This is a genomic window from Bacteroidales bacterium, from assembly GCA_023229505.1.
Classification (GTDB): domain Bacteria; phylum Bacteroidota; class Bacteroidia; order Bacteroidales; family JAGOPY01; genus JAGOPY01.
Genome location: JALNZD010000009.1, coordinates 81,410 through 93,772, shown reverse-complemented (window position 1 = coordinate 93,772; position 12,363 = coordinate 81,410). Strand labels below are relative to the sequence as shown.

Below are 12,363 nucleotides of genomic sequence, written 5' to 3'. Positions count from 1 at the left end.
TCGGGTAATTTCGGTCAATTGATCTCGTTCTTCCTGTGTAAGAGTAACTTTGTAAGTGTTCATAGCCTTTTTTTGGCTAAGATACAATTTTTTTTGATTACGTCATATTAATTGTGACGTGACACTACATTATTACAACCTTCTCTGTCGTCTGCTGTCCGCTACATTTCACCACGCAGTAATAAATGCCTGCCGGCAGTTCTGAAACATCCAGCCGGATGAAGTGCCGCCCTTCATCATATCTTCCCGGATCATTGCTATAAATGCTCTGTCCGACCTGGTTCAGCAATTTTATCGAGACATCACCGGCCTTTTTCAGGGTCAAATTCAGAAACGCGACTGTGGCGACGGGGTTTGGATAGATGGACAATTCAAAAGGCAAAGCTTCGGCCGGTTCCTTCAAGCCGACAAAAACATCCTTATCAATAGTCATGTGCATCATATTGTTCTGTACCTTGTCGTGGTTGGTAAGCCATTCGGCAATACCCGGGAAAGGATCTTCCTGGAATACAACATGAACATAATCGCCGATCACCGGAGCCATTTCCGGGTAGGCACATTCGGAAAAAATGTACTGTATATCCTCATTCAGGTCAATCTGCCCTTCCCAGCTGTTTCCCAGGTCGAAGGAGCTATTGGCGATGATATGACGGTAAAAGAATTCACCGTTGGTATAATCCGGAGCCAGGGTGCTGGACGCAACAAAAATATTGTCATCGGAATCAATTGAAAGCTGGGGATAGGCACACATGGCATTAGAATAATTAGGCTGCCCTTCAGGAATGGTATAGGAAGGTTGTGTGGTCATTACCCAGCCGCACAGGTTGCCGGCAGCGTCAAGAAAATCAAGGGTATAGGAACTTATGAGTGTGGTGTCTATCACCGGCATCGACTCATTCCAGTATATAAGCCCGTCGGTGAACGGATAATAATAAAGTATACCACCGGTATAAACCTTAGCCATCCGGGGGAATACGATATGGACATTACCTTGTGAATCCAGGACACAGGAAGAAGTTCCACTTCCGCATGGGGTCACCTCACTGTCGGTGGGGATATTGAAAGGATCGAGCGTGGTTTCCATGACCTGGATAAATTCCCAGGTATCCCCGTTATCGTACGATTTAAAAACCCGTCCGCCCCATTCGTCAAATCCCAGGGTAAATGCGATCGTTTCTCCAACGGGATTTGCCCAGGAATAGGTCAATGAATGGATGGTCGGAAAATAATCAGATCCCGATCCATCGATCACTTCACCATCGACTTCCCAGGTTTGTGCTCCGTCGGAAGACCTGTAGTAAAGCAGGGCATTGGTCTGGCCTTGATATTCAATATCATAAGTATAGGCCAGAAGCTGGATGTATTCATGGTTCTCGCCGCTTGTCATCATGGAGTGCCATACGAGGGAAATGCCTGCAGGTGGATTTAGCGTGGTTTCTATCCAATCTCCCTGGCCTTTGTTTTCCCTCTTGTAAAATTTAATAGAACCTGATCCAACGACATACCGGTATAATGCAATAATTTCCCCGTTCGGGCCCCATGGGGCATAGCTGGGCCAGCCCATACGGTCAGACGGGCCTACATGCAGATTTGGTATGTCCCCCCATTCGTTTCCGTCAAAATAATTATAGCCTGCACCCCTCTCAGGAACAAGATTTTCACCAGCACACATCCAGGTGGCACCGACAGTCCCGTCAGGATATGCCCAGATCCGCTGCATCACGTTTGTGTATGACTGGAGGTCGTACCAGGTGGTCCCGATAATGGAATTATCAAATTGCTTCTGGCCAATCACACTTTCACCGGCATACAGACTTACCTGATCTGGTCGCACCTGTTCCTGTCTGACACGATGATCCTTTTCAGGGCCGGTAATCTGTGCAAACTTTGGCTGCGCAAACGCGGAAAATGTAATAGCACAGGCCAGAATCGTAAATTGAAGCTTTTTCATACGTATAGTTTTAGAATGTTAATTAAAGTAATTACAATTATTTACTCAAATATATAAAAATTACGCAGAGATTTTCAGTTTTAAGGTTACTATTTGCAATAATAAGTGGGTAAAATCAAATTTGATTAATAAATATAAGGAATAAACATTTTCGTTTTAGTAAGATATGTTTCATATTCATCCCCGAATTTCTTCAGCATTTCTTTCTCTTCAACTTTACAGGTGATATATAAGGCAACGGAGATGATCACAATTAAAACTATAGTCTGCCATGTCATCGATTTCAGGAACATTCCCCATCCCAGGAAGAGGAGGGAACCATACATAGGGTGGCGGACATAATGATAAAGTCCGGTGGTGACCAGCTGTGTTGTATTTTCGAAATTCCTGCCGGGTTTCCCATGGCGATGAAATAAACGGAAGGCTGTAAAAGCATAATAAATCGAAAAGATGAACAGCAGCCATGCAACTATTTGAGGAATTGACAATGGATCTTTGAACCAGACGGATGAGTTCAGCAATGCGAACACAAGTAATCCTTCAAAAGCAAAAAATCGTGGAATGCCGTGATACCGGCGCTCCCGGATAGAAACAAACCAGGAAAACAGGATGATCATGATGGTTCCGGCTAATAAGATAAGAAGTTGATCAGCCGTCATTTTGTTAAGATTTTAGGGTTTCCAACCCTGTTAGAAAATAAACCACCGAACTCGATTGCTGAATATTAAAAAGACTTTCCAAATATGCCAGCTTTCCTATCACAACCCCGGAAATCATATAAGACCGGTTGCTCTTATATTTCTCGCTAAGCATCGAATTATAAAACGGGTCCAGCATGAGGCGCTTCATTCTATTCAACTTCAGGCCGTGCTTTTCCGCAAGGATTTTTAAGGTCGAGGGGGTAAAATGCCACAAATGCCTGGGTACATCATAACCTGCCCAGAATTCCTTGTAATGCCGTGCATCATAAGCGCTGCAGTTGGGCAGCGCAATCACCAGCGAACCGCAATCTTCTAAATGTTTGAGCATCAGCTTGAAATAGAGATTGAAATCGTGCACATGTTCCAGCACGTGCCACAATGTGATCACATCAAATTTGCCTTCAAACTTATGATTAATGAAATCCTCAGGAGAATATACCGGAATACCAAACTCTTTCTGCGCAAAAGCCCTGGCTTTTGGATCTGCTTCTATACCGGCAACTTTATAACCTTTTCGATTCATAAACGCCGGAAAATATCCTGTCCCGCAGCCAATATCCAGCAGGTTCCTTCCTTTTGCGACCCGCTTTATCATCCCATGTTTTTTCTTCAGCATAAACGTTCTTCCCAGGTGGTAAAGTTTGTTCGTCAATCCTTTACGGGTGTCGGAGTGGGAGATGTAATCCCGGCTCTGGTAATATCTTCCGATTTCAACAGATGTGGGAATATCTTGCGTGAAGACAAAACCACAGGAAAGGCATTTGAAAATATTAAATGGTTCATGGGTTACAAGATGATCAGTTGCCTTCAGAAAGGCCGATATATTATCAGCTCCGCAAAGAGGGCAATTTTCATGGGTGATAGCCATCACTTCAAATTTATTAAGCGCTTTATATTCCGGCATTCATTGTTCAAATTTATGAATCTTATGGATTCACTCACAAGCCTGACATTATTATCTCTAATATAAATATCGCATATTCAATCCTCTATCATCAGCAACATACGTTACTTTTATTTAAATCAATATTTTCATTATTTTAGAACCCTGAATGAAATATTCATTAGCTAACTGAATTTATATCAATATGAAACTGAATTACCCCAAAAAAGTAACGATCGGAGATATTACCGTACGTGACGGTTTTCAGCATGAAGAAAAATTCATCCCGACGGAGGCGAAGCTCTGGCTGGCGGAAGAATTACTGCTTTGTGGCTTCAAACACATCGAGGTGACCAATTACGGCAACCCGAAAGGAATGCCGCAGTTCCAGGACGCCGACGAGCTGATGAAGAATCTCAGGAGCAGCAAGAAGGTTGCACATCTGCTTGACAAAGTCAAGCTTACAACCATCACGATCCGGGAAAAGGCCATTGAACGGGCTATCCAGGCACGTAAGGATGGTTATGGCCCTGACCGTATCCTGATGATGGTATCCACGAGTGAATCGCACCACAGGACTAACTCAGGCCTGTCGATTGAAGAATACTTTAAAATGTGCGAAAAATATATCCCGATGGCGCGAGATGCCGGCCTCAAAGTGAACGGAACGGTCAGTACAATCTGGGGCTGCCCCATTGAAGGCCCGACGGATATGAAGAAAGCCATTGAGTTCGCCAAACGCTGGTTTGATATCGGTGCAACCGATGTAGAGCATGCCGACCACGACGGATCCGCCTCACCCGACAGGGTTTATCGCTATTATTCGATGCTGCTCGATGCCTTCGGCAACCCTGACAAGCACATCGTCCATTTCCACACCACACGTGGCTGGGGCCTCGCCAACGTGCTCGCCGCACTCCAGGCCGGGATGACCAATTATGAATCGACCATGGGCGGGATCGGCGGACAGCCGGCTAACTTCGTGGATGGAGTCCCGGTGAGCGGTACCGGCGATTATTATTACAAAGACCCCCAAATCGTCGGGCTCGTTTCTACGGAAGATATGGTGGTGATGATGGATGAAATGGGCATCGACACCGGGCTGGATATCGACAGGATACTTGAAACCGGGAAAATGGTGGAGCGAATTGTCGGAAGGAAGCTGAGATCTGAGACGATAAGGAGTGGGAGGATACCGAAGCACATGAAATGAAGTTCAAAGGGCAAAGGGCAAAGGGTAAAGTTGAAGTTAGTTAGTTAATGGTTAATAAGTTAGGTTGTTTGAAGTTAAGTTTTGAGTGTTAAGTGTTGAGTTTTAAGTTGGGGAATTTTATTAACAGGGCGGGTATATTTCTTCAATTTTCAGATTAACAGGTATAAAAACCTGTACTATGAAAAACAGTATTGTTGGGGGAAAGACTTTCCTGTTTGCTTTGAATATTCTGGGTCTTTACAAGGAATTGATAAATCGAAAGGAATATGTGATTTCCAGGCAATTGTTGCGTAGTTCCACCAGTATTGGAGCGAACATTGAAGAAGCTTCAGCAGCATTAAGTAAGAAAGACTTCATTGCTAAAATGTCGATCACTTCAAAAGAAGCCAGAGAAGCACGATATTGGTTAAGGCTTTTACAAGCAAGTAACTTTATCAATGGGATCACTTATAATGATTTGATCACCGAAGTAACAGAAGTCATAAATATGCTTACAAAAATTGTCAAGACATCCCAACAAAATCTTAAAGAATAATCCCCAACTTAAAACTCAACACTTAACACTCAAAACCTAACTAAATCACTTTAAACACTTAACAACAAAACAAATATTCCCGTGATTAAAATAATCGAAACTCCCCGTGACGCCCTCCAGGGCATTTCAAACTTCATTCCAACCCAGGAAAAGATTAGGATTATCAACCTTTTACTGCAGGCTGGTTTCGACACCGTAGAAGTTGGCAGTTTCGTCTCCGACCAGGCTATCCCTCAGATGGCTGACACAGCCGAAGTGCTGAAAGGTCTCGATGTTTCCGGAAGCAAATCAAGGATCATGGTTTTGGTGGGGAACAAACGCGGGGGCAATGAGGCAGTTCAAAGTTCAAAGATCAATGTTCAAAGTGGAGGAGTGCATAGAGCAAAGAGCTTAGAGCAGTTTTGTGCCGACTGCCGACCGCTGACCGCCGACCGCGAACCGGGAACTGGGAACCGCGAACTGCGAACTGATGGCGTGGATGATATTCTTTATCCGTTTTCGGTTTCACCATCATTTTTGAAGAGAAACCTCAATTCGGATGTTGACCGGGCCAAGGGGACGATTCTTGATCTGATGGAGATCTGCGAACTGCACCGGAAACGACTGATCGTTTGCCTGACGATGGCTTTTGGCAATCCTTACGGCGACAAGTGGGACCCGGGCATCGTTGAGGAATGGACCGGGTATTTGTATGAATTCGGGCACAGGGTAATCCCATTGTCGGATATCCTTGGTAAAGTCACTCCGGAAACGATCACCCGAGTGTATTCCAGGCTTATAAAAACATTTCCGGAGGTGGAGTTCGGCATTCACCTGCATAGCAGGCCGGGCGAGGAGTATGATAAGATCGACGCCGCCTGGAAAGCAGGCGTGCGCCGCTTCGATACCGTCACCGGCGGCTTCGGCGGTTGCCCCATGGCCGATGACCACCTTGTCGGCAACCTCGACACGTTTGCTTTAATAGATTATTGTGAAAAAAACGGGATAGAGCATGGGCTGGATGTTGGGCTGCTGAAGAAAGTTAAGGAAGATTGGATGAAAATATTTGAAAATTGAAAATTGAAATTTGGAAATGAATTATTTTAAAAATTGGCTGCTGACTACCGACTTTTTCCTGTCAACTGTCAACTGCCAAATGTCAACTGTCAACTTTTTTCTATCTTTACCCCCATCAATCCGCCAACATTGAACCCTCTGAAGAAACTGGCAGGGCAGACACTCGTCTACGGGATGGGAACCATCGTTCCGCGGTTGATGAATTATTTCCTGCTCACCCCTTTTTATACACGCGTTTTCATTGAAGGGCAATATGGCATCATCACGGAGCTTTACGCCTACATGGCTTTCCTGCTGGTGTTGCTGACCTACGGCATGGAAACAACTTATTTCCGTTTTGCCGAAAAGGAACTTGACCCGAAAAAAGTTTTCTCAGCATCACTTTTTAGTGTCCTCCTCACCTCTTTCCTCTTCGTCTTGTTAATACTGATTTTTGCCCAGCCAATAGCAGGGGCCATTCATTACACCGACCACAAAGAATATATCATTTGGTTTTCCCTGATCATCGCCCTGGATGCCTTCACAGCCATTCCTTTTGCCCACCTGCGACATAAGAACAAGGCGCTGAGGTTTTCCGTCATCAAGATAATAAACGTACTGGTCAATATCGGCCTGAATTTTTTCTTCCTATGGCTTGCCCCGCGGATGCTCGGCCACAACCCGGATTCATGGGTCAAAGCCGTTTACGATCCTACAATCGGGGTAGGGTATGCCTTTATCGCAAACCTGATTTCAAGCGCCATTACCCTGATCTTATTACTTCCTGACATCTTCAGTATCCGGTTTAAGGTTGATTGGGCTATGTTACGCCGGATGCTTGTCTATACTTTCCCGCTTCTGATCGTTGGCATGGCCGGGATGGTGAACGAAGTAGCCGATAAGATCATCTTCAAATACCTCCTGATCGTGCCGGCCGGTGTGCCAAACCCGGAGAACTACGCCATGGGCCAGCTTGGGATATACGGGGCGGTTTACAAACTTTCAGTATTGATGACCCTTTTTATACAGATGTTCCGCTATGCAGCAGAGCCTTTCTTTTTCGCTCAGGTTAAGGAAAAAAATGCCAAGCAGGTCTATGCCGATGTGATGAAATATTTCATCCTGTTCGGCCTGTTCCTCTTCCTCGGAGTTACTCTGTTTGTCGATGTGGTAAAGTATTTTATCGGGCCACGTTACTGGGAAGGTTTGTATGTCCTGCCTATCGTCCTGATGGCTAACCTGCTGCTGGGCATCACTTATAATCTTTCGATCTGGTACAAGTTAAACGACATGACCCGTTTCGGCGCATATATCGGCCTTTCGGGAGCTGCGGTTACGATCCTCATGAACGTGCTTCTCGTACCGCACTTCAGTTACCTTGGCGCCGCCTGGGGTCATCTTTCAGCCTACGTAGTGATGGTCATCCTTTCCTTCATATGGGGCCAGAAATATTACCGGATCAAATACCAAATAGGAAGGATCGGGTTTTATACCCTGATCGCTCTGGGATTGTTCCTGGTCAGCTACTTCCTGCCTTTTGATCAGAGATGGCTTTCACTGGGGATCAATAGCATCCTGATGATGATATTTCTGATTATTGTCTTTTTCAGGGAGAGAAAGGATTTTAAGCTTGCTTTTTGAGGTTTCTCGCAGATTTTCGCAGATCAACACGCAGATTTGTCAGCATTATTTTCTGCGTTAATCAGCGGAAAAATCTGCGCTCATCTGCGAGAAACTTTCTACCTTTGCAGCCCGTTGCAAATCTATCACAGTGAATATCAAGATCGTCAACCTTTCAAAGCACCCCTTGCCATCTTATGAAACCGGCGCTTCGGCAGGGATGGACCTTCGCGCCAGCCTCGATCACCCGGTTACACTAAAACCACTGGAACGGACGTTAATTCCTACCGGCCTGTTCATCGAACTGCCTGTCGGCTTTGAAGCACAGGTTCGTCCACGCAGCGGGATGGCCCTGAAAAAAGGCATCTCCCTTGTCAATGCCCCCGGAACCATCGATGCCGATTACCGCGGTGAAATAAAATTGATCGTGATAAACCTTTCCCAGGATTCAGTCGTTATAGAAGATGGTGAAAGGGTCGCTCAAATGATCATCGCCCGCCATGAAAGAGCTGAATGGATCCAGGTTGAGGAACTGAAGGAATCAGGGCGAGGGGTGGGAGGATTTGGGCACACCGGGACCAAATGATTACAGAGAATTTCCTTTAAATTTATGAATCAATGTTAAAAAACTTAGCAAATAGAACTCTTACAGTCTTACCTTTTCCTACAGTCTTACCTTTTCTTACTGTCTTAATATTTCTTACCGTCCTACAGTCTTTATCAGGAAAGGTGTTTGGCCAGGATAATCTTGCGGGTACCGGTAACTTTCCGAAAAACCGCGAAACCTACTACGAGGCTTCCAAACAAAAGATATTGGAGAATTATGATAAAGCCATCGAGCTTTTCAAAAAGAGCCTTGACCAGGAACCTGCCGATGCAGCCGCCATGTGCGAACTGGCCAGTATTTACGCTGAACAGGGAAACATAGCTGAAGCGACCCCGCTTGCTGAAAAAGCCGTTGCATTGGACCCGTCAAATAAGTGGTTTAAGATGTTGCTTATTCAGCTTTACCAGGTCCAGGGAAAATACAAAGATGCAGGTGTTATCATCAATCAGCTTCTTATGGCTGAGCCCGGCAATATCGAGTATTATCAGGATCAGGCGTTGAACTACATCTATGATAATGATTACAAGAATGCGGTAAAATCCTATGATATCCTGGAACAGAAACTGGGTATCAATGAAGATGTCTCCATTCAGAAAGAAAAGATCTACATCATGATGGGCAAACCCGACAAGGCTATCGAAGAAATCCAGAAGCTTTCCGGGGCATTCCCCGATGAACCGCGATACCTGGAAATGCTGGCCGAGCTTTACATGACCAGCGGAATGGATGACCAGGCGCTGGCAATTTATAACGAAATCCTTAGGATCGATCCCGAAAACCCATACATCAACATTTCTTTATCCGATTATTACCGGAAAAAAGGTGATAAGGTCAAATCCTTCGAGTACCTGAAGGCTGGTTTTGCCAATCCAAGCCTTGATATCGACTCCAAGGTGAGCATCCTGTTAGCCTATTATTCTGTCACTGAAATTTATAATTCTTATAAGGACGAGGCATTTGAGCTTGCCGCCATCCTGATAAAAGCCCACCCGGATAATCCAAAATCCCATTCCATTTATGCCGATTTTCTGGTCCAGGATAAAAGGTATGCAGAAGCGCACGAGGCGTTCCTGAAAGTGATCAGCCTTGACAGCACGAAATATCTTGTCTGGGAGCAGTTATTGTATGTTGAATCGGAGTTAAATGATAACCAGGCAATTGTTTCTGAAAGCAAAAGGGCGCTGGAACTTTTTCCGGAACAGCCAATGCTTTATCTTTTTGCCGGGGCGGCAAACTTTCAGTTGAAGGATTTTGAAGCGGCAGTCAAATATTTTAAAAACGGGGTAAATTTCGTAGTAGGTAACGATAAAATGCTGGCCCAATTTTATTCTTATCTCGGTGATACGTATTTCCAGCTGAAAGACCACCAGCATTCCGACGAGGCTTATGAAAAGGCATTGAAGATCGAGCCATCCAATGCGTTGGTACTGAATAATTATGCTTATTACCTCTCACTGCGGAATGTTGACCTGGACAAAGCAGAGCAAATGGCGAAAAAAGCAGTGGAGCTTGATCCCGGTAACGGCTCCAACCAGGATACTTATGGCTGGGTATTGTTTAGACTTGGCCGGTACGAAGAGGCAAAGGAATGGATCGAAAAAGCAATACAGACCGGTGAAGAAAGTGCCGTTGTGCTGGAGCATTATGGTGACGTCATGTGGAAACTTGGCAATAAAAAAGATGCGGTCAAATATTGGGAAAAGGCCGGGAAGGCTGGTGAAGGATCGGAGTTCCTCCAAAAGAAAATCCAGGGAAAAACATATTATGAATAGACTGTTTACCGCAATACTACTGCTGGGGTCAGCAATCCTCCTCATGTCGTCCTGCAAATCCACCAGGCCCTTGATGAGAGCGCCATTGAAAGAGGAGGGCCCCGAATATCTTTACAGCAGGCTGAAAGATAATGAACTCCGTTTCGATTGGGTTTCTGCGAAATTCGATGCGAGTTACACCGAGAAAAGGAATTCATCCAGTTTCAAAGGCCAGGTCAGGGTCAGAAAAGACAGCCTGATCTGGGTTTCCATCACCCCGGCTTTGGGGATTGAAATGTTCCGTATGATCATCACTACCGACTCGGTCAAATACGTTAACCGGTTTAACAAGGAGTATTTTCTCGGGGATTACGCCCTGGTGAGCCGCTTTTTGCAAATCCACATAGATTTCGATATCCTCCAGTCGTTATTACTGGGTAATGATTTCCAGTTTTATGAGACCAACTCGTTCCGGGCTTCCATCGACAACCTGAATTATAAACTTTCTACCACCGGACGCCGGAAGATCAGGAAAGAAGCCGAAGAAACCAATACCGACCCGATCGTCCTTCTTCAGAACATCTGGCTTGACCCTGAATCATTCAAGATAAAAAAGGTTGATGTAAAAGAATACATCAAAGACAACCGTAAACTTTCGGCGAATTACAGTGATTTCGTGGGTCTGGAAAACCAGTTTTACCCTTCTGCACTCAAATTTGATATCCAGGGGGAAAATTTGATTAAAATTAAGATCAATTACAGCAAGGTTACCCTGGATGAACCCATGACCTTTCCTTTTTCTATTCCGGGGAATTATAAGAGGATCCGGTAAAATGAGAAGAATCACCATTATTCTGCTTTTATTAGTGTTGACCGGTTTCGGTGCATTCTCCCAGCAGGACCGTGCAAAACTGGAGCAGGATAAAAAAAAGGTAGAGGAAGAGATCGAATACACTAACCGTCTCCTGGAGCAAACACGCCAGACACGGCAGAATTCCCTGAATGAGGTGGTGATTTTAAATAAGAAGATCGGCAAGCGTGAAGAATTGATCAGTACGATCAACAATGAAGTCCAGTTAGTGGAATACCAGATGGCACAGGCGCAGGACAGCATCAACCTGCTTGAAAAAGACCTGAAGGCCCTGAAGGATGAATACGCGAAGATGATCTATTATGCCTATAAAAACAAAAACCTTTACGACCGGTTGATTTTCATTTTCGCATCAGAGGATTTCAACCAGGCTTACCAGCGTCTCAAATATTTCCAGCAATATAACGAATACCGGAAGCAGCAGGCTTTACTTATCCAGATCAAGCAGAAAAGGTTGGAGATCAAGATGGAAGACCTCGCCTCGATCAGGGACCGGAAGAATACTTTATTAACAGGGGAAGAGCAACAGCGGCAACAGCTCACCCGTGAGCGGGAAGAAAAGAACAAATCGGTAAAGACGTTGTCGAAAAAGGAGAAGGAACTGCAGAAAACCCTGAAAGAAAAAGAGGCCGCAGCGCGCAAACTGCAGCAGGCGATCCAGGATATTATCGCTGAAGAAATCCGGCTGGCTAATGAGCGTGCCAATAAATACGGCGCCCCGATTCAAAAGACCGGTCTGTTTGCCCTGACGCCGGAGGAAAAGATATTATCCGATAATTTTCAGAACAACCGGGGCTCATTGCCATGGCCGCTTGAGCAGGGCATTATTTCCAGCACTTTCGGTGAGCACCCGCACCCGGTGCTTAAAAATGTCACGACCCGCAATAATGGTGTCGATATGCTGACGGAAGAAGGAGCGGAGGCCAGGGCAATTTTCAGCGGTGTGGTCACCCGCGTAATGAATGTGCCTAATAACAACAATGTGGTCATTATCCGCCATGGCGAGTTCCTGTCAGTCTATTCCAACCTCGACCAGGTTTATGTAAAAATCGGTGAAAAAGTGACCACCAAACAAAAGATCGGCAAGATTTTCACCAACAAGGTTGATTCGAAAACAGAACTGCACTTCGAGGTATGGCAGTCGAAGACGCTGCTGAACCCGGAGGAATGGCTCGCGAGATAATTTTAAATTTTAA

General features: G+C 45.2%; 11 protein-coding genes. 8 read left to right on the top strand and 3 right to left on the bottom strand.

Going from position 1 to position 12,363, the window contains the following annotated elements:
• Positions 1–124 precede the first annotated feature (124 nt).
• The 3 genes from M0Q51_05165 to M0Q51_05155 all read right to left on the bottom strand — a co-directional run bounded on the left by M0Q51_05165 (position 125) and on the right by M0Q51_05155 (position 3,556).
• Complete coding sequence (locus tag M0Q51_05165) at positions 125–1,951, bottom strand: T9SS type A sorting domain-containing protein (GenBank protein MCK9399368.1); 1,827 nt, start codon at positions 1,949–1,951, stop codon at positions 125–127.
• Positions 1,952–2,076: 125 nt separating this feature from the next.
• Positions 2,077–2,610 (bottom strand): isoprenylcysteine carboxylmethyltransferase family protein, encoded by a 534-nt coding sequence (locus tag M0Q51_05160; protein ID MCK9399367.1) that lies wholly within the window; start codon positions 2,608–2,610, stop codon positions 2,077–2,079.
• A gap of 4 nt (positions 2,611–2,614) precedes the next feature.
• The gene (locus tag M0Q51_05155; protein MCK9399366.1) at positions 2,615–3,556 is read right to left on the bottom strand and encodes a class I SAM-dependent methyltransferase; all 942 of its coding nucleotides are present in this window, start codon (positions 3,554–3,556) and stop codon (positions 2,615–2,617) included.
• Between the two features lie 184 nt (positions 3,557–3,740).
• Between M0Q51_05155 and M0Q51_05150 the strand changes: the two genes are divergently transcribed.
• The 8 genes from M0Q51_05150 (at position 3,741) to M0Q51_05115 (ending at position 12,350) form a co-directional block, all read left to right on the top strand.
• Positions 3,741–4,748, top strand: coding sequence for a hypothetical protein (locus M0Q51_05150; GenBank protein MCK9399365.1), 1,008 nt, complete (start codon positions 3,741–3,743; stop codon positions 4,746–4,748).
• A 178-nt stretch (positions 4,749–4,926) separates the two neighbouring features.
• Positions 4,927–5,283 carry a four helix bundle protein gene (locus M0Q51_05145; protein ID MCK9399364.1) on the top strand — a complete coding sequence of 119 codons (357 nt, stop codon included), beginning with the start codon at positions 4,927–4,929 and terminating at the stop codon, positions 5,281–5,283.
• 81 nt (positions 5,284–5,364) lie between these two features.
• A complete protein-coding gene (locus tag M0Q51_05140) occupies positions 5,365–6,339 on the top strand; it encodes a hypothetical protein (protein ID MCK9399363.1) in 975 nt (324 codons plus the stop codon).
• Positions 6,340–6,468: 129 nt separating this feature from the next.
• Positions 6,469–7,959, top strand: coding sequence for an oligosaccharide flippase family protein (locus tag M0Q51_05135; protein ID MCK9399362.1), 1,491 nt, complete (start codon positions 6,469–6,471; stop codon positions 7,957–7,959).
• 130 nt (positions 7,960–8,089) lie between these two features.
• Complete coding sequence (dut, locus tag M0Q51_05130; GenBank protein MCK9399361.1) at positions 8,090–8,524, top strand: dUTP diphosphatase; 435 nt, start codon at positions 8,090–8,092, stop codon at positions 8,522–8,524.
• Positions 8,525–8,556: 32 nt separating this feature from the next.
• Positions 8,557–10,317: a tetratricopeptide repeat protein gene (locus M0Q51_05125; GenBank protein ID MCK9399360.1), complete on the top strand. Its 1,761-nt coding sequence runs from the start codon at positions 8,557–8,559 to the stop codon at positions 10,315–10,317.
• The gene (locus M0Q51_05120; protein MCK9399359.1) at positions 10,310–11,128 is read left to right on the top strand and encodes a DUF4292 domain-containing protein; all 819 of its coding nucleotides are present in this window, start codon (positions 10,310–10,312) and stop codon (positions 11,126–11,128) included. Before M0Q51_05125 ends, M0Q51_05120 begins: the two co-directional genes overlap by 8 nt.
• A 1-nt stretch (position 11,129) precedes the next feature.
• Complete coding sequence (locus M0Q51_05115) at positions 11,130–12,350, top strand: peptidoglycan DD-metalloendopeptidase family protein (protein MCK9399358.1); 1,221 nt, start codon at positions 11,130–11,132, stop codon at positions 12,348–12,350.
• Positions 12,351–12,363 lie beyond the last annotated feature (13 nt).

What these genes read in the sequence shown, in the direction of transcription:
- M0Q51_05165 (MCK9399368.1), bottom strand. Translation starts at nt 1,951, where the DNA reads ATGAAAAAGCTTCAATTTACGATTCTGGCCTGTGCTATTACATTTTCC.
- M0Q51_05160 (MCK9399367.1), bottom strand. Translation starts at nt 2,610, where the DNA reads ATGACGGCTGATCAACTTCTTATCTTATTAGCCGGAACCATCATGATC.
- M0Q51_05155 (MCK9399366.1), bottom strand. Translation starts at nt 3,556, where the DNA reads ATGCCGGAATATAAAGCGCTTAATAAATTTGAAGTGATGGCTATCACC.
- M0Q51_05150 (MCK9399365.1), top strand. Translation starts at nt 3,741, where the DNA reads ATGAAACTGAATTACCCCAAAAAAGTAACGATCGGAGATATTACCGTA.
- M0Q51_05145 (MCK9399364.1), top strand. Translation starts at nt 4,927, where the DNA reads ATGAAAAACAGTATTGTTGGGGGAAAGACTTTCCTGTTTGCTTTGAAT.
- M0Q51_05125 (MCK9399360.1), top strand. Translation starts at nt 8,557, where the DNA reads ATGTTAAAAAACTTAGCAAATAGAACTCTTACAGTCTTACCTTTTCCT.
- M0Q51_05120 (MCK9399359.1), top strand. Translation starts at nt 10,310, where the DNA reads ATGAATAGACTGTTTACCGCAATACTACTGCTGGGGTCAGCAATCCTC.
- M0Q51_05115 (MCK9399358.1), top strand. Translation starts at nt 11,130, where the DNA reads ATGAGAAGAATCACCATTATTCTGCTTTTATTAGTGTTGACCGGTTTC.